Origin of the sequence: Sphingomonas sp. 2SG (genome assembly GCF_005503285.1) — a bacterium.
In the GTDB taxonomy this organism is placed as follows: domain Bacteria; phylum Pseudomonadota; class Alphaproteobacteria; order Sphingomonadales; family Sphingomonadaceae; genus Sphingomonas; species Sphingomonas taxi.
On record NZ_SCMZ01000046.1, the window covers coordinates 1 to 20,953 of the forward strand.

20 protein-coding genes are annotated in these 20,953 nt (G+C 67.2%); 5 read left to right on the forward strand and 15 right to left on the reverse strand.

From position 1 onward, the window contains the following. The 9 genes from FFS23_RS15915 to FFS23_RS15955 form a co-directional block, all read right to left on the reverse strand. Positions 1–298 (reverse strand): biotin/lipoyl-containing protein (locus FFS23_RS15915; protein ID WP_283214461.1); only part of this gene is annotated, 298 nt, incomplete at its 3' end. A 47-nt stretch (positions 299–345) separates the two neighbouring features. Then, a complete protein-coding gene (locus FFS23_RS15920; RefSeq protein ID WP_137899371.1) occupies positions 346–3,318 on the reverse strand; it encodes a 2-oxoglutarate dehydrogenase E1 component in 2,973 nt (990 codons plus the stop codon). Between the two features lie 175 nt (positions 3,319–3,493). Beyond that, positions 3,494–4,378 (reverse strand): succinate--CoA ligase subunit alpha, encoded by an 885-nt coding sequence (gene sucD, locus FFS23_RS15925; RefSeq protein WP_137899372.1) that lies wholly within the window; start codon positions 4,376–4,378, stop codon positions 3,494–3,496. Between the two features lie 49 nt (positions 4,379–4,427). Then, positions 4,428–4,718, reverse strand: a complete 291-nt coding sequence (locus tag FFS23_RS15930; protein ID WP_137899373.1) for a GIY-YIG nuclease family protein — start codon at positions 4,716–4,718, stop codon at positions 4,428–4,430. 87 nt (positions 4,719–4,805) lie between these two features. Next, the gene (gene mdh / locus FFS23_RS15935) at positions 4,806–5,768 is read right to left on the reverse strand and encodes a malate dehydrogenase (protein ID WP_137899374.1); all 963 of its coding nucleotides are present in this window, start codon (positions 5,766–5,768) and stop codon (positions 4,806–4,808) included. Between the two features lie 121 nt (positions 5,769–5,889). Continuing rightward, a complete protein-coding gene (gene zapE / locus FFS23_RS15940; protein ID WP_137899375.1) occupies positions 5,890–6,990 on the reverse strand; it encodes a cell division protein ZapE in 1,101 nt (366 codons plus the stop codon). A 140-nt stretch (positions 6,991–7,130) separates the two neighbouring features. Beyond that, a complete protein-coding gene (locus FFS23_RS15945; RefSeq protein ID WP_137899376.1) occupies positions 7,131–7,577 on the reverse strand; it encodes a PaaI family thioesterase in 447 nt (148 codons plus the stop codon). Between the two features lie 10 nt (positions 7,578–7,587). Next, a complete protein-coding gene (locus FFS23_RS15950; RefSeq protein WP_038659584.1) occupies positions 7,588–8,373 on the reverse strand; it encodes a succinate dehydrogenase iron-sulfur subunit in 786 nt (261 codons plus the stop codon). An 80-nt stretch (positions 8,374–8,453) separates the two neighbouring features. After that, positions 8,454–9,035: a ClpP family protease gene (locus FFS23_RS15955; RefSeq protein WP_137899377.1), complete on the reverse strand. Its 582-nt coding sequence runs from the start codon at positions 9,033–9,035 to the stop codon at positions 8,454–8,456. Positions 9,036–9,134: 99 nt separating this feature from the next. On the opposite strand from FFS23_RS15955, the gene FFS23_RS15960 reads away from it, so the two are divergent. Next, the gene (locus FFS23_RS15960; protein WP_038659590.1) at positions 9,135–10,142 is read left to right on the forward strand and encodes an SDR family oxidoreductase; all 1,008 of its coding nucleotides are present in this window, start codon (positions 9,135–9,137) and stop codon (positions 10,140–10,142) included. Then, a complete protein-coding gene (locus FFS23_RS15965) occupies positions 10,139–10,375 on the forward strand; it encodes a hypothetical protein (protein WP_038659592.1) in 237 nt (78 codons plus the stop codon). The genes FFS23_RS15960 and FFS23_RS15965 overlap by 4 nt, the downstream gene beginning before the upstream one ends. Before the next feature lie 4 nt (positions 10,376–10,379). Here FFS23_RS15965 and galA read toward each other — a convergent pair whose 3' ends face one another. After that, positions 10,380–12,848 (reverse strand): beta-galactosidase GalA, encoded by a 2,469-nt coding sequence (gene galA / locus FFS23_RS15970; protein ID WP_137899378.1) that lies wholly within the window; start codon positions 12,846–12,848, stop codon positions 10,380–10,382. Positions 12,849–13,305: 457 nt separating this feature from the next. Here galA and FFS23_RS15975 point away from each other — a divergent pair, with 457 nt between their 5' ends. Next, positions 13,306–13,548 carry a hypothetical protein gene (locus FFS23_RS15975; protein WP_137899379.1) on the forward strand — a complete coding sequence of 81 codons (243 nt, stop codon included), beginning with the start codon at positions 13,306–13,308 and terminating at the stop codon, positions 13,546–13,548. A 75-nt stretch (positions 13,549–13,623) separates the two neighbouring features. Here FFS23_RS15975 and FFS23_RS15980 read toward each other — a convergent pair whose 3' ends face one another. From FFS23_RS15980 to FFS23_RS16000, 5 genes are all read right to left on the reverse strand, one after another. Next, the gene (locus tag FFS23_RS15980) at positions 13,624–13,878 is read right to left on the reverse strand and encodes a hypothetical protein (protein ID WP_137899380.1); all 255 of its coding nucleotides are present in this window, start codon (positions 13,876–13,878) and stop codon (positions 13,624–13,626) included. 210 nt (positions 13,879–14,088) lie between these two features. After that, a complete protein-coding gene (locus FFS23_RS15985) occupies positions 14,089–14,667 on the reverse strand; it encodes an acyltransferase (RefSeq protein WP_137899381.1) in 579 nt (192 codons plus the stop codon). Positions 14,668–14,964: 297 nt separating this feature from the next. After that, complete coding sequence (locus FFS23_RS15990; RefSeq protein ID WP_137899382.1) at positions 14,965–15,564, reverse strand: hypothetical protein; 600 nt, start codon at positions 15,562–15,564, stop codon at positions 14,965–14,967. Positions 15,565–15,573: 9 nt separating this feature from the next. Next, positions 15,574–16,713 (reverse strand): M48 family metallopeptidase, encoded by a 1,140-nt coding sequence (locus tag FFS23_RS15995; protein WP_137899383.1) that lies wholly within the window; start codon positions 16,711–16,713, stop codon positions 15,574–15,576. Position 16,714: 1 nt separating this feature from the next. Then, positions 16,715–17,416 carry a hypothetical protein gene (locus tag FFS23_RS16000; RefSeq protein WP_137899384.1) on the reverse strand — a complete coding sequence of 234 codons (702 nt, stop codon included), beginning with the start codon at positions 17,414–17,416 and terminating at the stop codon, positions 16,715–16,717. 250 nt (positions 17,417–17,666) lie between these two features. On the opposite strand from FFS23_RS16000, the gene FFS23_RS16005 reads away from it, so the two are divergent. Together FFS23_RS16005 and FFS23_RS16010 are read left to right on the forward strand one after the other, a co-directional pair. Beyond that, positions 17,667–18,374 (forward strand): endonuclease/exonuclease/phosphatase family protein, encoded by a 708-nt coding sequence (locus FFS23_RS16005; RefSeq protein WP_137899385.1) that lies wholly within the window; start codon positions 17,667–17,669, stop codon positions 18,372–18,374. Beyond that, entirely contained in the window at positions 18,374–20,668 is a 2,295-nt protein-coding gene (locus FFS23_RS16010; RefSeq protein WP_137899386.1) for a patatin-like protein, read from the forward strand. Before FFS23_RS16005 ends, FFS23_RS16010 begins: the two co-directional genes overlap by 1 nt. The last annotated feature ends 285 nt before the right edge of the window (positions 20,669–20,953 follow it).

Below are 20,953 nucleotides of genomic sequence, written 5' to 3' on the forward strand. Positions count from 1 at the left end.
TCGGGCTCGGGGGCTCGGAGATGTGTATAGGAGGCAGCGCCGGAGCGGCGGCCGCGCCGTCACCCGCCTCGATCGTCGCGAGCATCGCGCCGACCTCGACCGTGTCGCCGACCTTGACCGCATGCTGGCCCATCACGCCGGCGACCGGCGACGGCACCTCGACCGAGACCTTGTCGGTCTCGAGGCTGGCGATCGGCTCGTCGACCTTGACCGGGTCGCCGGGCTGCTTGAGCCATTCGCCGACGGTGGCTTCGGTGATCGATTCACCCAGAACGGGCACGGTAACTTCGGTTGCCATCTCTTGCATCCTTCTCCCCGGGGAGGGGTCTCAATCGGGGAACGTTGTTAGCTGCTGGGGGCCTGGGTGGGCCGGGCGGTGGTGGTAGACGCCTCGCTGCGGGTGCGGCGGATTTCCTCGCGGACGTTGTGGCCGAGCGCATCGGCGACCAGCGCGCCCTGTTCGGCGGTGTGGCGCTTCATCAGGCCCGTCGCCGGCGAGGCGGCGGACTGACGGCCCGCATAGCGCGGCCGCTTGACTGCGCAATCGGCGGCCTTGAGCGATTCCTCGATCAGCGGCTCGACGAAGAACCAGTAACCGTTGTTCTTCGGCTCTTCCTGCGCCCAGACGACATCCTCGAGCTGCGGCATCCGCGCGATCCGGCGGGCGAGCGCATCGCCGGGGAACGGATAGAGCTGCTCGATCCGCACGATCTGCGTGCCGGTATCGCCCGCGGCGTTGCGCGCCTCGATCAGGTCGTAGGCGACCTTGCCGGTGCACAGCACCAGCCGCTTCGTCTCGGCATCCGCCGCACCATTGGTGTCGGAGAGGATGCGCTTGAAGTGGCTGTCGCCCTGGAAGTCCGCCGCGGCCGACACCGCCAATTTGTGGCGGAGCAGCGACTTGGGCGTCATCACGATCAGGGGTTTGCGGAAGTTGCGGTGCATCTGCCGGCGGAGCAGGTGAAAATAATTCGCCGGCGTGGTGCAGTTCGCGACCTGGATATTGTCCTGCGCGCACGACTGGAGGAAGCGTTCGGGACGTGCCGAGCTATGCTCGGGCCCCTGCCCTTCGTAGCCGTGTGGCAGCAGCATCACGAGGCCGTTGGCGCGCAACCACTTGGACTCGCCGCTGGTGATGAACTGGTCGATCATGATCTGCGCGCCGTTGACGAAATCGCCGAACTGCGCCTCCCACATCACCAATGTCTTCGGGTCGGCGAGCGCATAGCCGTACTCGAACCCGAGCACGCCATATTCGGAGAGCGGACTGTCGAGCACCTCGAACCGGCCGTGCTCGACCGTGGTCAGCGGCACGTACTTGTGCTCGTCGGTCTGGTCGACCCAGACGGCGTGGCGCTGCGAGAAGGTGCCGCGGCCCGAATCCTGACCCGACAGACGGACGCCATAGCCCTCCGACAGCAGCGAGCCGAAGGCCAGCGCCTCGCCGGTCGCCCAGTCGAAATTCTCGCCGGTCTTGAACATCTGGCGCTTGGCGTCGATCACGCGCGACAGCGTCTTGTGGATCTGGATGCCCTCGGGCACCGTCGTCAGCGTGCGGCCGAGCGCGTCGAACAGCTTGAGCTCGATGCCGGTCTCGACGTTGCGACGCTCGCTGCCGCCATCGGTCGGCGCCGACAGGCCCGACCAGCGGCCGGCGAACCAGTCCGCCTTGTTGGGCTTGTAGCTCGCACCCGCCTCGAATTCGCCTTCGAGCAGGGTGGTGAACTGGTGGACCTTGTCGTCCAGCCATGCCTGATCGATCACGCCCTCCGACATCAGGCGCTTGGCGTAGATCTCGCTGACGCCGGGATGCTGGCGGATGACATTGTACATCAGCGGCTGGGTGAAGCCCGGCTCGTCGCCCTCATTGTGACCGAAGCGGCGATAGCACCACATGTCGATCACGATGTCGCGATGAAACTTCTGGCGGAATTCGATCGCCATCTTGGTGGCGAAGGTCACCGCCTCGGGATCGTCGCCGTTGACGTGGAAGACCGGCGCCTGCACGCCCTTCGCCACGTCGGACGGATAGGGCGACGAGCGCGCGAATTGCGGCGAGGTCGTGAAGCCGACCTGGTTGTTGATGATGAAATGGACGCAGCCGCCGGTGTTGTAGCCGCGGATGCCCGAGAAGCCGAGGCATTCCCAGACGATCCCCTGCCCCGCGAACGCCGCGTCGCCGTGGATCAGCACCGGCAGCGAGCCGGTGTGCTCGACGAGGTCGTTGGCGAGCGTCTGGATCGCGCGCGTCTTTCCGAGCACGACCGGATCGGCCGCCTCGAGATGCGACGGATTGGCGACCAGCGACATATGGACCTTGTGACCGTCGAACTCGCGGTCGGTCGAGGTGCCGAGGTGATATTTGACGTCGCCCGAACCGCCGATCTCGTCGGGGTTGGCCGAACCGCCGGCGAATTCGTGGAAGATCACGCGCAGCGGCTTGGCCATCACGTTGGCGAGCACGTTGAGGCGGCCGCGATGCGCCATGCCGTAGATGATCTCGCGTACGCCGGCCTGGCCGCCGTATTTGATGACGCTTTCGAGCGCCGGAATCATGCTCTCGCCGCCGTCGAGGCCGAAGCGCTTGGTCCCGACATACTTCTTGCCGAGGAACTTCTCCCATTGCTCGGCCTCGATGACCTTGCTCAGGATCGCGCGCTTGCCGTCGCTGCTGAACTCGATCGCCTTGTCCTTGCCCTCCATGCGGTCCTGCAGGAAGCGGCGCTCCTCGACGTCGACGATATGCATATATTCGAGGCCGACGTTGCCGCAGTAATTGCGGCGCAGCGTGTCGACGAGCTCGCGCACGGTCGCCCATTCGAAGCCGAGCGTGCCGCCGAGGTAGATCGGCCGGTCGATGTCGGCGTCGGTGAAGCCGTGATATTCGGTGCGCAGATCCTCGGGCATGTCGCGGTGGGACAGGCCGAGCGGATCGAGATTGGCGGCGAGATGGCCGCGGACGCGATAGGTGCGGATCAGCATCTGCGCGCGGATCGCGTCGCCCGCCGCCTTGATGATGTCGTCCTTGGACGGCGCCGCGGTCGGCGCCGCGGCGGGCTTGCCGCCCTTGGCCGGCTTGGGCGCCGGCTCCATCTGGGTGGGGTCGAGGCCCGCGGTCAGGTCGTCGGTGGTCGACAAAGGCCAGCGCTTGTTGGTCCAGCTCGGACCGCCGGTGCCGGCTTCGAGACCCTCGAAGAAGCCACGCCAGCCGAGATCGACCGACGACTGGTCGGCCTGATATTTGGCGTAGAGCGCTTCGATGAACGCAGGCGACACGCCGGATGCGATGTCGCCGAAATCCTGACCTTCGTAGCCCATGGTCTTCTTCCTTCAACCCCTCTCCCCTTGTGGGAGAGGGAGGGGCCCGCCGCCGTCAGGCGGTGGGAGGGTGAGGGGAAAGGGTGTCGCTCGGCATCCCCCTCATCCAACTTCGACTAGGCGGCTGCGCCGCCAAGTCTCCGTATCCTTCTCCCACGAGGGGAGAAGGGTCAGATCAGCCGTTCAGCACTTCCAGCAGCGTCGAACCCAGTTCCGACGGGCTCGCCGCGACCTTGATGCCGGCGGCTTCCATCGCCGCTATCTTGCTCTCGGCGTCGCCCTTGCCGCCCGACACGATCGCGCCGGCATGGCCCATGCGACGGCCCGGAGGCGCGGTGCGGCCTGCGATGAAGCCGGCCATCGGCTTCCTGCGGCCACGCTTGGCCTCGTCGATCAGGAATTGTGCGGCCTGCTCCTCGGCGTCGCCGCCGATCTCGCCGATCATGATGATTGACTGGGTCGCCTCGTCGGCGAGGAACAGTTCGAGCACGTCGATGAAGTTGGTGCCGTTGACCGGATCGCCGCCGATGCCGACCGCGGTGGTCTGGCCGAGGCCGGCGTTCGAGGTCTGGAACACCGCCTCATAGGTCAGCGTACCCGAGCGCGACACGACGCCGACCGAGCCCTGCTTGAAGATGCTGCCGGGCATGATGCCGATCTTGCACTCGCCCGGCGTCAGCACGCCCGGGCAGTTCGGGCCGATCAGCCGCGACTTGGAGCCCGACAGCGCGCGCTTGACGCGGACCATGTCGAGCACCGGGATGCCTTCGGTGATCGCGACGATCAGCGGGATCTCGGCGTCGATCGCCTCGAGGATCGAATCGGCGGCGAAGGGCGGCGGCACGTAAATCACCGACGCATCGGCGCCGGTCTTCGACTTGGCTTCGGCGACGGTGTTGAACACCGGCAGGCCGAGATGCTCGGTCCCGCCCTTGCCCGGCGTCACGCCGCCGACCATCTGCGTGCCATAATCCAGCGCCGCCTTGGTGTGGAAGCTGCCGGTTTCGCCGGTCATGCCCTGGGTGATGACCTTGGTGTTCTTGTTGACGAGGATGCTCATTGGTGCTCCCACTTTTTATGGCCCCCGCCGAGGCGGGAACACTTGATATCTAGAACAGCGACTCGAACAGATCGTCCCAGTCGGGGTTCTTCTCTTCGATCAGCCGCAACTTCCACTGGCGGTTCCATTTCTTGAGCTGGAGTTCGCGGTATCGCGCACTCTCCAGTTCGTCGTGGACCTCGTACCGGACGAGACGTTTGCAACCATATTTCCTGGTGAAGCCTTCGACCAAGCCGTTGCGGTGCTGGTACACGCGGGCAGGAAGGTCGCTGGTAACACCGAGATAAATCGTGCCGTTCAATTGGCTCGCCATCATATAGACGTAGCCCGGCTTGCTCACCGCCCGCCCCCATGTGTCCCCGCGAAGGCGGGGACCCAGTCTGGGCTCCCGCCTTCGCGGGAGCACAAAGGGGCCGCGGGTTGCACCTTAATTCAGCGAGCTGTCGATGCCCTTGCACGCCTCGAGCAGTTCCTTGACCGCGTCGACCGAGACGGTGAGGTTCGCCTTGGCCTCGTCGTCGAGCGCGATCTCGACGATCTGCTCGACGCCGCCGGCACCGATCACCACCGGCACACCGACATAGAGGTCGTTCACGCCGTACTGGCCGTCGACATAGGCCGCGGCGGGCAGGACGCGCTTCTGGTCGTAGAGATAGGCTTCGGCCATCGCGATGCCGCTGGTCGCCGGGGCGTAATAGGCCGAGCCGGTCTTGAGCAGGCCGACGATCTCGCCGCCGCCGCCGCGGGTGCGCTTGACGATCGCGTCGATCTTGTCCTGCGTCGAGCGGCCCATCTTGATGAGGTCGGGAACCGGGATGCCCGAGACGGTCGAATAGGAGATGACCGGGACCATCGTGTCGCCGTGGCCGCCGAGCACGAAGCTGGTGACGTCCTTGACCGAAACCTGGAACTCGTCGGCGAGGAAGTGGCTGAAGCGCGCCGAATCGAGCACACCGGCCATGCCGACGACCTTGTTGTGCGGCAGACCCGAGAATTCACGCAGCGCCCAGACCATGGCGTCGAGCGGGTTGGTAATGCAGATCACGAACGCGTCGGGGGCGTTGGCCTTGATGCCCTCGCCGACCGCCTTCATCACCTTGAGGTTGATGCCGAGCAAATCGTCACGGCTCATGCCGGGCTTGCGCGCGACACCGGCGGTGACGATGATGACGTCGGCGCCGGCGATATCGGCATAATCGTTCGAGCCGGTGATCTTGGCATCGAAACCCTCGACCGGGCCGCACTGCGACAGGTCGAGCGCCTTGCCCTGCGGCACGCCTTCGACGACGTCGAACAGGACGATGTCGCCAAGGCCCTTCAATGCCGCGAGGTGCGCGAGCGTGCCGCCGATGTTACCGGCGCCGATCAGCGCGATCTTCTTGCGAGCCATCCAATCCATCTCCGTTACAGGCAGGGCGTGATTGGCCACGCCGGTTACGCCCGTTTTGCGCGCCCGGCAACCGTTAAACGGTATCGGTTAAGAGTTTATTTGATAATGGTTCGCAAGTGCATTAGACTGTGCCATGGCCTTGCGCCAGATAGTCTTCGGAGCGCATTTCCTCGAGCCGGCTGACCGTGCGCTGGAATTCGAACCGGCCATCGCCCTCGGGATAGAGCGCGTCGGGCTCGGCATCGGCCGCCGCGAGCAGCTTGACCTTATGCTCGTAGAGCGCGTCGATCAGCGCGACGAACCGTGCCGCCTCATTGCGGTTCTCGGGCCCGAGCTTCGGAATGCCGACGAGGATCACCGTATGATAGCGGCGTGCGACGGCCAGATAGTCGGCCGCGCCGCGCGCCTCGCCGCACAGCTTTTTGAAGGAGAAGACCGCGACGCCCTTCAGCGTCTTGGGGACGTGCAGGGTGCGCCCCTGCACCTCGATATCCTCCGACGGGATCGGCTCGGTCACCTCGTGATCGGTCAGGCGGAAGAAGGCGGCGGACAGGTTGCGCGTCGCCTCGGCGCCGTTGGGCACGAGCCAGGTGTTCTGCTGGCCGAGCCGGTCGCGGCGATAGTCGATCGGCCCGTTCAGCGTCACCACGTCGAGCCGGCTTTCGATCAGCGCGATGAAGGGCAGGAAATGCTCGCGGTTGAGGCCGTTCTTGTAGAGGTCGGCGGGTGCGCGGTTTGAGGTGGTGACCATCGTCACGCCGGCTTCGAGCACGGCGGTGAACAGGCGGCTGAGGATCATCGCATCGGGCGAGTTAGTGACCATCATCTCGTCGAAGGCGAGCAATCGCGTCTCGGCGGCAAGCGCCGCGGCGACGGGGGCGATCGGGTCGCCAGCTTCCCGTCGGCGTTCGATCGCGATGCGGCCGTGCACCTCGAGCATGAATTCGGAAAAATGGACGCGGCGCTTCTTGTCCACCGCGACATTGGCGAAGAACAGGTCCATCATCATCGACTTGCCGCGGCCGACGTCGCCGAACATGTAGACGCCGCGCGGTCCGCCGCCGCCGCGCCCGGTGAGGCGGCTCAGCAAGCCCTTCTTGCGCGGCGCCTCGAGTGCGGCGGCGAGTTCGTCGAGGCGGGTGGCGGCGGCACGCTGTTCGGCGTCGGGGCGCAGCTCGCCCGCGGCGACGAGCGCGTCATAGGCGTTGAGGACTTTGGTCATGGAGAGCTCCTGCGAACGCCGGGGCGCTCATGGTCATTATAGGCGTTTCGCCTCACCCTCACCTGTCGGTCGGCGGGAGAGGGATAGATGCCGCAGGCAGCGCCGGGTGCGGGCAGGCGCGATCGGCCAAAGCGTTCGCCTCAGGCCGTCGCCTTGCGCAGCGTGCCGGTGAAGCTGGCGATCGTTCGCGCCTCCTGCACGATCAGCCCGCGGAGGAACAGCATGCGGCCGGTTTCGCGCAGCAGCTCGATGCGCGCTTCCAGCGGCACCCCGATCGCGCCGCAATCGATGAACTGCGCCGACAGATCGACCGTCACCGCGCCCCCTGCGCCGAGAACGCCGAAGCCGCGCGACGCGGCGAACAGCGCGACGTCCATGAAACCGAGCAGCGCCCCGCCATGGACGTTGTCGCGCATATTGGAATGGTCGCGCCGCGGCTGCATGCGGACGCGGGCGATGCCGTCCTCGACACGGACGTGCAGCGGTTCGATGAACGCGTTGAAGCGCGACACGTCCCGGAACTGCCAGCGTTTCCAGCCGGGCAGCACCGGATCGTCGTCGAAGACGAAGGCCGGCGACTCCGTCACCCCACGCGCCTTACAGGATGCGCTCGGCTTCCATCTTCTTGATCTCGGCGATCGCCTTGGCCGGGTTGAGACCCTTGGGGCAGGTGTTCGCGCAATTCATGATCGTGTGGCAACGATAGAGGCGGAACGGATCCTCGAGCTGGTCGAGCCGCTCGCCGGTCATCTCGTCGCGGCTGTCGGCGAGCCAGCGATAGGCCTGGAGCAGGATCGCCGGCCCGAGGAACTTGTCGGCGTTCCACCAATAGCTCGGGCACGAGGTCGAGCAGCAGGCGCACAGGATGCACTCGTAGAGACCGTCGAGCTTGGCGCGATCCTCGGGCGACTGCAGCCGCTCCTTGCCCGAGGGCGGCGGGCTGACCGTCTGCATCCACGGCTTGATCGAGCTGTATTGCGCATAGAAATGCGTGAAGTCGGGGACGAGGTCCTTGATGACGTCCATCGCCGGCAGCGGGGTGATCTTCACCTCGCCCTTCACGTCCTCGATCGCGGTGGTGCAGGCGAGGCCGTTGCGGCCGTCGATGTTCATCGAGCAGGACCCGCAAATGCCCTCGCGGCACGACCGGCGGAAGGTGAGCGACGAATCCTGCTCAGCCTTCATCTTGATGAGCGCGTCGAGCACCATCGGGCCGCATTCGTCGAGGTTGATCTCGAACGTATCGTAACGCGGGTTCTCGGCGGTATCGGGATCGTAGCGATAGACCTTGAAGGTCTTGATGCGCTGCGCGTCACCGGTCGCTTTATGAACCTTGCCCTTCGCCTTGACCTTGCTGTTCTTGGGCAGGGTGAACTCGGCCATCGCCGCAACGCTCCTCTATATGCTGCGTTGCGGCTATGCCTTTCGTCGGGCGAGTGCAACCCCCGAGAGATAGGCGGCGATCAGATCACATCAAGAACAAGGCCGCGCTGGCGCGCCTCCTCGGCCTCGATATACCAGTTGGACGGCGCCTTGCTGCGCAGCTCGTCCAGCGTCACCGACGAGCCGCGGACGATCTCGCGGAAGCCCTCTTCCTGGATCTTGATCGACTCCTCGATCTCGTGGAGCTTGGCCTTGAGCACCGCGGGCAAGGTGGTGAGCGGACCGGAGAGCTGCACCGTGCTGGTCATCAACCGCTCGTGCAGCATCAGCCGGGTGCCGCGGGTGAGGAACCGCTTCTCGACCGGGAAGGCCGCCATGAAGGTCGCGCCGGCGGAATAGACCGCGACCTTGCCGAGGAACAGCGTCTCGCGGCCGGTATAGTCGCGCAGCAGCTGGATATCGTCGCCCATCGCGCGGCCCATCTCGGGGTCGCCGCCAAGCGTCGTGATCGACACGACGAGCGGGCCGTCCTGCGGCGCCTCGGCGAGCTGCGTCTTGAAGCGGGCGTACATCATGTCATCCACGGTGCCGTGGAGCTGGATGTGCGGGAAGGCCAGCAGGGGGTATTTGCTGGCGACGTTTTGGCGGGCGCTATCGGTCATGTCGCGGCGAACCCCCGTGGCCCGCCGAGGTTCCCGACCTTGGCGGAACCCGCCGCCGTGGTGGCGCGCTTGTGGCGCACCCCAGTGAAAGATGATCTCATGAAGCCAGCGCTAAAGCCTCTTGCCGAGCAGGTGATCGTGATCACCGGAGCAAGCTCCGGTATCGGCCTCGTCACCGCGCGGATGGCGGCGGCGCGCGGCGCCAAGGTATTGCTGATCGCCCGCGACGAAGCGGCGCTGCGCGAGGCGGTACAGGGCATCGTCGCAGCGGGCGGGACGGCGGACGCCTATGCCGCCGACATCGGCGACGCGGATACGATGCGCGCCGCAGCCGCGCATGCCAACCAGCGGTTCGGACGGATCGACACCTGGGTCAACGATGCCGGCACCGCCATCTACGGCAAGCTGGTCGAGCTGCCCGACGACGAACATCGCCAGCTGTTCCGGACCAATTATTTCGGCACCGTCCACGGCTGCCTCGCCGCCATCCCGTATCTGACCGCGTCGCGCGGCACGTTGATCACGGTCGGGTCGGTCGCGTCCGACATGCCGAGCCCGATCATGGGCGCCTATGCCGCGAGCAAGCACGCGACCAGGGCCTATATCGACGCGCTGCGCATGGAGCTGGCCAGCGACGGAGTGCCGATCCAGGTGACGTTGGTCAAACCGTCGGGGATCGACACGCCGATCGCCCAGCATGCCGCCAATCACGAGCCCGGCGAGGCGCAGATCCCGCCGCCGGTCTATGCGCCCGAGCTGGTCGCGGACGCGATCCTGTTCTGCGCGACGCATGCCAAGCGCGACATCACCGTCGGCGGGGCGGGCCGCGCGCAGGCGCTGTTCGCCGCGCATTTCCCAAAGCTGTTCGACCGGCTCGCGCCGCTGGCGGCGACGATGTTCGTCGATCCCAAGAAGGACCAGCCAGCGCCGAGCAATCTGTTCACCACCACCGATACCGGCCGCGTCCATTCGGGCGAGCATCCGGCGGCGCGGCAGACCAGCCTGTATACCGCCGCGGCGAAACATTCGGGGCTGACCACGGCGCTGGTCGCGATCGCCGCGGCGGGCGCCGGCGCCTTCCTCTACGGCCGGAAGGATGCGGCGTGAGCGATATCGAATGGCAGATGAGCGCCGTCCTCGCCAACGTCGACCGCGGCGGCAACGAGGTTCCCGAGGTGACCAATCTCGCCGATGCGGTGCGGGCGTGGCTGGCGCTCGACAACGGCCTGCAGAATGACGCGGTGCTGCGTCCCGAACGCGCGGTCGACGTCGATGGCGAGCCGGTCGCGGTGTTCGCCGGGCAGGCGATCCGCGCTCTGGCGGCACGACTGAGCGGCTGAACCGTCAGGCGCGCGCCGCGCTTCCGATCAGGGGCAGCATCGTCGCGGCAAGGCCATCGCCGCGTGCCTCGAGGCGGATCGGACCACCCTTCTCCCCTGCCTGGACCAGCGCCATCGCCGAGCCGTTGAACGCGGATCGCGTCGTGGCGTGATCGGGCTCCAGGCTGCGCGGATCGCCGTTGCCGACACCGAGCAATACCGCGTCGCCGCTCAGCGCGAAGGTGATACGGTTGCTCGCGGTCGGCACCTCGCGGCGCTGTCCGTCGAGGATCGCGGCGCGGACCACCGCGACCTCGCCCGGCGCGAGCTGGCGTCGGTCGCTCGACAGGCCGATCCCTGCGGGTGCGCCGGTCGTCCGTCGTTCGGCGGTCAGGATAAGGCGACCATCACGGAAACCTCGCGCGGTGATCCGGCCCGGCGCGTACGGCACCTGCCAGGCGAGATGCGTGTTGCGCGCCACCGTCTGCCGCCCGAGGCTGCGACCGTTGAGGAACAATTCGACCGCGTCGCAATTGCTGTGCACCCAGACCGCGACCGTCTGCCCCTCTCGACCCGGCCAGTTCCAGTGCGGGAAGAGGTGGAGCACCGGTTCCGACCCCCACCAGGCGCGGTAGTAATGGAAATTGTCCTTGGGGAAGCCGCACAGGTCCATCTGGCCGAAGTGGGAGACGTTTTCCGGCCAGCGTTCGAACGGCGTCGGCTCGCCGCGATAGTCGAAGCCGGTCCAGACGAACCCGCCGGCGAGGAACGGCCGCGCGTCGTAGAAGGACCACCATTTCTCCGCGGTCGTCGCCCAGACCGGATAGTCCTGATCGTAGGCGGGGACGAGCCCTTCCTTGTCGTTGCGGGCATATTCGCCGCGCGTCATCACCGTGCTGCCCGTCTCGGTGCCGATCATCGGCACGGTCGGATGCTTGGCGTGATAGCCGTCGATCTCGCCGAGATAATAATTGCAGCCCATGACATCGAGCACGCGCGAGGCGCCCTGCCCGAGCTTGCCGTTGAACGCCTCGGTCACCGGACGGGTGCCGTCGAGCGCATGGACGCGGCGCTTCATCGTCTCGGCGATGCGGGCGCCGTTTTCGGTGCCGCGGTGGATCTCCTCGTTGCCGATGCTCCAGATGAAGACGCTGGGATGGTTGCGACCCTGCCGCACGACGCGGTCGAACTGCGACAGGCCTTCGGCATTGCTCGACATCTGCCGCGTCTCGCTCATCACGAGGATGCCGAGCCGGTCGCAGGCGTCGAGGATCGCCGGCGCGGGGCCATGGTGCGTCGAGCGATAGGCGTTGGCGCCCATCGCCTTGAGTTGTTCGAGCCGCCAGACGTGCAGGCTGTCGGGCACCGCGAAACCGACGCCGGCATGATCCTGATGGTTGCAGGTGCCCTTGATCTTCACCGGACGGTCGTTGAGGAAGAAACCGCGGTCGGGATCGAAGCGGATCGTGCGGATGCCGAAGCGCGTCTCGTCGCGGTCGACCGGCGCATCGTCGATCAGTATCTCGCTGGTCAGCGTATAGAGCTGCGGCGTCTCCAGCGACCAAAGCGCCGGACTGGCGAGCAGCGTCTGCTGCGCCGCGATCGTCTCGCCCCAGGCGGGCAGCGCGAGCGGATCGGAGGTCAGCCGCGCCACCACCCGTCCGTCCGGCGCGGCGATCGTCGAGCGCAGCCGCACGCGCGTGGCGGGGCCGTCGTTGACGATCTCGGTCGTGATCGCCACCTGCGCGCCCGCTGCGGCGACGGTGGTGCGTACGGTCGCACCCCATTGCCGGATGTGCACCGGCGCGGTCTTGACCAGCCGCGCGTGGCGATAGAGGCCGGCGCCCTCGTACGACCATGCCTCGCCGAGGCTGACGTCGCAGCGGACGAGCAGCACATTGTCCTCGCCCGGCTTGGCGAAGTCGGTGACGTCGATCTCGAACGGCGTATAGCCGCTCTCGTTCGACCCGACGACGAAGCCGTTGAGGATAACGAGGCAGTCGCGCGACACGCCGTCGAACTGGAGCAGCAGCCGGCGCGTCGCATCCGCCGGCGTCAGGCGGATGATGCGCCGGTACCAGCCGACGCTGGTCGCCGGCCACATCCGGCCGAGCGGCTTGAAGCCCTGATAGGCGCCGGTTTTGTCCGCGTCGCTGCCCGGCGCGCCAAACCGCTCGAACGGCAAGTCGACTGCCCAGTCGTGCGGCAGCGACACCGTCGCCCAATCCTTGGCGTCGAACTTGGCTTCGGCAGCCGGGGTGCCGGCGTCGCCCGATTTGGCATAGGTATCGTGGCTGCGGCCGAAGCCGAAATCCCTGGCCGGGTCGCTGGCATGGCCGAGATGGAAGCGCCAATCGGTGTCGAGCGGCTCGACGATGCGCGGGTTCGGCGAAGCGGCCGGAGCCGCCGCAGCGAGCGGCGCGGCGGGCAACAGCGCCGCGACGGCGGAGGCGCCGCCGGTCTTCAGGAACGCTCGGCGGTGCGGGTGGCTCAAAGGGCGTCCTTCCGGCGGTTGATCGGATCGTCATTCCATCATTTCGCCTTTAGTCCGTCAAATATATTATACGATGATAAGGTCTTCGACCGATTGCGCATGGCAGGCGACGGGGTGAAGCCGACTTTGATTTTACATGCGTTCGCAACGACTTGAGTGAGCATGTCCGCTCGGATTGCGGACGGATGTTTGACGTCAGTGGCATGGGTCGATTTGCATCAGCGCGCGCGAGTGCGGCCTCTTGAATCACGTCCGGAGTTCCACTGGTAAGCAGTTGCGGACGCGCGCTTTATCCGAAATTCGATGCCGCCGGACCGATCGTTTCGGATGCCGACCACGGCGATTGCGACGCTGCCATACGTCGTTGCCCGAGATTGCAAAATCGCCTGCATTAACCCAATGGTAGCCTCCTCGTGCCAGGGATGGCCGAGGGGTAACCCTACAATAGGAGATTAGCGTGATTCGTAAGTACCTCACCGCCGTTGCCGCTACGGCCCTCGTCGCTGCACCGGTCGCTGCGGCACCGGCCAACCCCGCTGCGAGCCTGTCGGTCGCCAAGTCGGTACGCACCGGTTCCACCTCGGCCAAGAAGAACGAGCTCGCCGGTGGCGGCGTCATCATCGCCGTGCTGGCGGTCGCTGCCGTGGCAGCCGGCATCGTCGCCGTCGCTTCGGACGACGACAAGGCCGACAGCAACTAAGATCCGTTTTCCGCGGTCGTCGCCTGCGGGCGCGGCCGCCGGTCACGGCAGCGCCACGGGCGCTCGCAAAGGGGGCTACGGCCCCCTTTGTTGTGTCTGCGGACGGGACACGTCGTCGCGCTGATCGGTCAGGCGCGCCGGTCCGCGGCCCCATCGGCCCATCAGCGCGCGCACCAGTCCGCCGCGCCGGTAATAGGCATCGTGCCACTCGGCAGCGCGCCGCTGCTGCACGCGCCGGTCGTAGCGCAACGCGAGATACAGGCTGGCGATCAGCACCGCGATTCCGGCGAGGATCAGGGCATCGCTTGCGGAAAGATGTTCCCAATACATTCTCAAGCGCCCCATCGGGCGCCCTGCCGGCCCGGGAGTTGACGAGCCCGCCGGCAGGGCGTGGTACAGACATGCCGGTCGGGACGCCGGCGAGCAACCGCAATCGCTATAGGATCTTGCGCCGGAATCCCGTTCCGAAACAAATCAACTCACGCCGCACCGCTTCGCTCCGCCCGGCGCGTCGCTGCCGATCATCGCCGGCAGCGGGCGTCAGGCGCGCTTCGTCGCCAGCACCACCGGCGTCGCGGCGACGCCGGGCACGGGCAGGTCCTTGATCCGTCGCGCGCGGATGGCGCCGGAGGGACCGGCCATGTTGACGTACAGACCGTTGGGTTCGGTATCCTCGACGACCAGCGCCTTGGCGCCGATCTCGCAGCCCGCGCCGATCGTGACGCCGGGATTGATCGTCACGTCGGTCATCACCCAGCTGCCCGCCTTGATCGTGATCGGCGAGTCGATCGTCTCCTGCGACGAGCGCCGCTTGGGATTGCCGGTGTGATGATGCGTGCTGGTGGTGAAGGTGACGCCCGACGAGACGCGCGCCCCCGCCTCGAAGATCAGCGGCGCGGCACCGTCGTAGCGGGCGAAGCAGTTGAGCATCGCATCCGGCCCCATCACGATGTCGGCGCTGTCGAGCCAGCAGGAATGACGGATGGTGGCGGTCGGGTGGATCCGCGCGCCTGCGAAATTGAGCAGGCGCCGCCGCAAGCCGTCGGAGATGAACACCGAGCCCTGAATGCGCAGGATCAGGGCGCGCAGCTTCGTTCGTTTCCAACGAATCTGGGTCATCGGCTGTCTCCCGGCACACTACGGTCATCGTCGTTTTCGACGGAACTCGGGCACGAATGTTGTCCTAAAGCTACAGACCCATTTTGTCATCAGTCAAATGATTCTGTCCGATCGGCGTCACGGTCGATCGCATGGCAATCCGACGGCCGCGAACATACGGAACGCGACGTTAACCTTCTGCAACTACACGCAGACTTGGTCGGAAAGACCATGGAAGGGATTGCCGGACTGACCTGCCCGCCCAGTATCTGGTGGGTGGGTCAGTCTACCCGCGGGGCCCCTGTCCTGCCGCGCCCGTCACACCCGCGCGCTGTCGACGACGCGCCGCGCCGCAGGTGCGCTCCGCTCGTAATAATAGAGCGCGGGCGCCTCATAGGTGATCAGATACAGCCGGCCGCGGATGATCGCGCCGAACGCCTCGCCGCGCCGGTGCAGCGATTCGTTGAGACGGATATAGCTGTAGGTGAAATGGACGCCGTCGCGGCCGGCGAAGCGTGCCGGCTCGACCCGTTCGATCGTCATCGCCGCGATGCCGCGCGCGACGCGATAGCTGTTCTCCAGCAAAATCGGGATGTCCGTGATCAGCATCGTCGCCGCCACGCGCGGCAGTGGCCGCTCCTTCCGGTTGACCTCTCGGAACAGCGTCTTGCCGTCGGCGATCCCGCCGTAGAAGGTCAGCGCGTCGAGCTGGTCGCCGTCGCGTGTCCAGCGTTCCGCATAGCGTCCGGGGCGTGCGCCGAGCCTGTTCCATTCGGCGTCGGGCTGTACGGTCAACGCCGATCCGGCGACGGCGACGCGCTGCCCCGCCGGGATGAGCGTGTTGCCGGCGTGGACCGGCGCCGCGAGGGCGAGCGCCGCGGCGGCGAGCGCGATGGAGGGGAAGCGGCGCAACGTCATCGGCAAGCCTCATGAAGCGATCAGGGTGGAGATCAGCGGCGCATCGCCCGCATCGGGCTTGCGGCGGAGATAGTCGCGCAGCGCCGCTCTGCCGGGCTCGGCCTGGTTGCCGCGCAGCAGCGCGAGACCGAGCCCGCGATAGGCTTCGGGCGGCGCGTCGCCACGGCCGATCGCGTCGCGATAGAAACCGGCGGCGCTCGCCAGATCGCGCGGATTGCCGCGTTCGCGATACAATTCGCCCCGCGCGAACAGCAGCGGCGTCGTCCAGCCGTCCGCCGCCAGTTGCGCGAGCAGATATTCGCTGCCGCCGAAATCGTTGCGCTTGATCTGGTCGGCGAGCAGGCGCGGCAGCCATGGCGCGAGCGCCGCGCGATACCGCGCCGCCTCATCCGCGCCGTGAACGCCGATCGCCGCCGCCGCGGCACGCAGATAGGTGGCGCGGGTGAGATCGGTCGGATGCGTCGCAAAGAAACCGGCGGTGTAGCGTTGGTCGGGCTTGCGATAGCGGCCGATCGCGCTCGCGTCCGTCTCCGCCATGGCGCGCACCCAAATGTCCGCCGCCGCCGATGCCGGATAGGACGAGGCCGCGAGGTAGCGCAGGCCGAGCAGGTCCGCCGCTTTCTCCTGCGCGCGATCGAAGCGGTAGAAGCCGCCGATCGTCGCCACCTGCAAGGCGAAGCCGCCGCCGAGGATCGATGCCCAGGCGAGCAGAGCGTTGCCGCTGCGCCGGTGGCGGAAGCTCGCCACGGTATGACGCAGCTCGAAATGGCCGAATTCGTGGCCGAGCATCGCGCCGAGCTCCGCCTCGCTGTGCAGCCGCAGCAGCGCACCCGTCCACACCGTCATCATCCCGTTGGGATAGGTGGTCGCGTTGAACGCCGGGATGCGCACGATGTAGAGCCGGATCGCGGCGCAGCGATCGGCACCGACGGTGCGGCACAGGACGTCGCGGACGAAGGCGTTGAGCGCGGGATCGCGGATCACCTCCGGCGCATCGCGCAGCCGCCGCTCCTCTTCGTCGGCGATCATCCACGCACCGCGCTCGTCGACATCGCTGGGCTGATAGGCGGGAACATAGGGCAGCAGCACCGGATCGGACGCCGCAGTCGCGGTCGAGACGATCAGCGCGGCGGCGATCAGGCGGCGCATCTCAAGGCGCTGCTGCGGGCTTGCCGGGGAAGCCGGCGAGCAACTGCCGCACGCGCTTCTCGGCGCCGGCGGCATCGCGGACGTCCCCGCCCATCTGCCAATCGGCGTTGAGCCATACCAGATCGCCGGTACGCAGATCGACCATACCGGCGAACCCCCGGTGCACCCCGGCGGTAACCGGTACCCGCGCAAGCGCAGCGAAGATCTGCAACACCTTGCGTCCGGTCGAACCGAAATGATCCTCGGTCGAGACGAACAGCGCGTAATCGGCGCCGGCAAGGCCGGGCAGCGTCGCCACGTCCGGCCCGAGGCTCCAGTCGAACTGGTCCTTGCGCTTCTTGGTCGGCAGCCGGTTGCCCACGAAGAACTGATATTCGATCACCGACGCCGCGACCGCATCGAACAGCGCCTGATATTCAGAGAGCAGCGTGGCGTCCGCGCCGGCGGGCTCGACATAATCGGTCACGTCGTTGCCGAGCTGTCGCTCCGCCGTACGCAACGCGGCGCCGAGTGCGTCGCGTGCCTGTACGGTCCAGTCGGCATTGGGTTCGAACATCCCCGCGGTTGATTGCGCACCGACCTGGATCGATGGCCGGATCAGCACGATATGCGCCGATCCCGGCGTCAGCGTAAAACCCGGTTTGACGCCGGACTTCTCCTGCGCCGACGCCGACGACGCCCCGACCAGCAACCAGAACACCATAATGATCCGATCAATCCGCAAGTTACAGCCCCCGGTCATCGAATTGCCATCCGACTCGTAACTCCACATATCACGCCGCCGTGGGACTTATAACTGCAAATTTGGTTCTAGTCTCTGCCTGTTGCTTTATTGTCGAGCCATAACACATGGGGAACCCGTCTAATATATTGGTGGCGCTGCCTTTCGCAGACGTCACGCGCCCGTGCGCCGGGTCGGCACCAAACCGGCGCACGGGCGTTACGATCGCGCAATGGTTTCCCGCCACCTGAAAGTCGCCAGCTACAATATCCACAAGGGCGTCGGTCTCGACCGTCGCCGCAACCCGGAACGGGTGCTGGAGGTGCTGCGTGAGATCGACGCCGACGTCATCGCCTTGCAGGAGGCGGACCGCCGCTTCGGCACGCGCGAATCGGTGCTGCCGACGCATCTGCTCGACGAGCACAGCGACTGGAAGCCGGTCGAGTTCGGCATGCGCGCGCTGTCGATGGGCTGGCACGGCAACGTCATCCTCGTCCGCAAGTCGGCGCGGGTCGTCGAGCGCGCGCCGATCCATTTGCCCTCGCTCGAACCGCGCGGCGCGGTGATGGCGGATATCGACACGCATGCCGGGATGCTGCGCGTCGTCGGCATGCATCTCGATCTCTCGGGCCTGTGGCGGCGGCGGCAGGCGGCGGCGATCATGGCGCATGTCGAGACCGCGACGCTGCGCCATCCGACCGTGCTGATGGGCGACCTCAACGAATGGACCGCCGCGGCGGGGTGCCTGCGCGACTTCTGCCGCGACTATCGCATGGCGGCGACCGGGCCGAGCTTCCACGCGCGCCGGCCGGTCGGGCGGCTCGACCGGATCATGGTGTCGCCCGAGCTGACCGTCGCTGAGTGCGGCGTCCATGCCAGCGCTGCGGCGCGCAAGACCTCGGATCACCTGCCGATCTGGGCGACGCTGGCGCCCGCCTGATGCGCGAGAAGGAACTGCGCCTCGCCCTGGTCTGCTACGGCGGGATCAGCCTCGCGGTCTATATGCACGGCATTACCAAGGAGGTGTGGCATCTGGTCCGCGCGAGCTGCGCCTTCCATGCCGGCGATGCGCGCGAGGGCGGCAGCGAAGCGGTCTATGCCGCGCTGATCGAGGAGATCGAGGCACTCGCCGGCATCCGGCTGCGCGTGCTCGCCGACATCATCGCCGGCGCGTCGGCGGGCGGGATCAACGGCATCTTCCTCGCGCAGGCGATCGCCACCGGGCAGAGCCTCGAACCGCTCACCGATCTGTGGCTGACCTCCGCCGACGTCGAGGCGCTGATCGATCCCGATGCCGCACCCGCCAGCCGCTTCTCGAAATTGTGGGCGCTGCCGCTCGCCTGGGTCGCGGCGGGGCGCAGCAAGGACAAGGTCGAGGCGCTCGACGAGGCGACGCAGGACGAGGTGCGGACCAAATTGTCGCATTTCGTCCGCTCGCGCTGGTTCGAGCCGCCGTTCGGCGGTGCGACCTTCACCGGGCTGCTGCTCGACGCCTTCGCGGCGATGGCACGATCGACGGCGGGGCCGCGGCTGCTGCCCGACGGCCAGCCGCTCGACCTGTTCGTCACCTGCACCGATTTCACCGGCCATCCCGAACGGCTGCGCCTCAATTCGCCGCCCGAGGTGATGGAGACCGAGCATCGCGTCGTGCTCGGCTTCTCCGATCATGCCAGCGGCGGCGTGATCGGCGCGATGCCCGACCTCGCCTTCGCGGCGCGCGCGACGTCGAGCTTTCCGGGGGCCTTCCCGCCGTTCACCGTCGGCGAGCTTGACGACGTGCTCGCGGCGCGCGGCATCGACTGGCCGGGCCGCGCCGCCTTCCTCAAGCGTGCGCTGCCACGGCAGTTCGCCGCCAACCAGGTCGACAAAGCGGTGCTGATCGACGGATCGGTGCTCGCCAACGCGCCGTTCCGGCCGGCGATCGACGCGCTCAAGGAGCGGCCGGCGCGGCGCGAGATCGATCGCCGCTTCGTCTACATCGACCCCTCGCCGGGCATCAAGATCCGGCTCGGCTCGGGCGGCGAGAAGCCCGGCTTCTTCCAGACGATCCTCGGCGCCCTCAGCGACCTGCCGCGCCAGCAGCCGATCCGCGACAATCTCGATGCGCTCGCCGAGCGATCCGGCCGGATCGACCGGATGCGCGGCATCGTCACCGCGCTGCGCCCCGCGGTGGAGGAGGAGATCGAGCAGCTCTTCGGCCACACCTTGTTCCTCAACCGGCCGACGCCGGCGCGTCTGGTCGCCTGGCGCCGCCGCGCGCAGACCGCGGCGGCGACGCGCGCCGGCTACAGCTACGCCGCTTACGGCCATCTCAAGCTCAGCGGCGTGGTCGAGACGATCACCGGCCTGCTCTACCAGGTCGGCGGCGAGCCCGGCCAGCAACGCTGGCGCCGCATCCGCGCGAGTATCGAGGCGGCGATCGCCGAACGCGGCTTCGGCGGGCTCGCGCCGAGCTTCTCGGGCAAGGAGAGCACGGCGACGATCGACTTCCTGCGCACCTTCGACCTCGGCTTCCGCATCCGCCGGCTGCGGCTGATGGCGCGGCGGCTGGAGGAGATCGAGGCGCAGCACGACGGTGCCGCAGGCGAGGCGAGCGCGATGCGCGAGGCGATCTATGCCTCGCTCGCTGCCTATCTCGACCGCCAGCGCGCCGACCAGCATCCCGAGTTCGGCCATCACGTCCGCCGCCTGCGCAGCGGCGATGCCGCGCCGCTGCTCGACGCGCTCGGCGCGACGCTGGACCTCACGACGTTGGACGGCGATACCGACCGGCGGCTGGCGCACGCCTTCGCGACGCTCGACCGGCCGATGCGGCGGGCGTTGCTGCTCGCCTATCTCGGCTTCCCCTATTTCGACACCGCGACCTTGCCCTTATTACAGGGCGAGGGGCTGGACGAGTTCGATCCGATCAAGGTCGATCGCATCGCCCCCGACGACGCCACCGCGATCCGCACGGGCGGTGCGGAGGCGACGCTGAAGGGCATTCAGTTCAACAGCTTCGGCGCGTTCTTCAGCCGCGCCTATCGCGAGAATGACTATCTCTGGGGCCGCCTGCACGGTGCCGAGCGGATGATCGACATCTGCGTCTCGACGCTGCCCGCGCAGGTGCGGATGAAGCCCGGCCGCGTCGCCGCGATCAAGCGCGCCGCGTTCCGCGCGATCCTCGACGAGGAGGAACCGCGGCTGACGGCGATCCCGGCGCTGATCGCGAGTTTGCGGGTGGAGGTGGGGTGACGCGGTTCCCCCCCTGCAAGGACGGACTGGGGCGGCGAGGTTCGATCGGTTTCTCCGGATGATCCGTCACCCCGGACTGGTTCCGGGGTCCACCCCGCGGCGAGGAGAAAGGCTTGAGGCAACACCATTCCCTTGCGGCCCGGTGGACCCCGGAACCAGTCCGGGGTGACGAATCTGGCAAGGAAACCGGTCGAGCCTCATTACCGTAGTCATATGCGATAGTCCTGCCCTTCCGGGAGAGGACCGCCCCCTCTGGCCATCGGCGCGCGCCCCGGCTACCCTCGC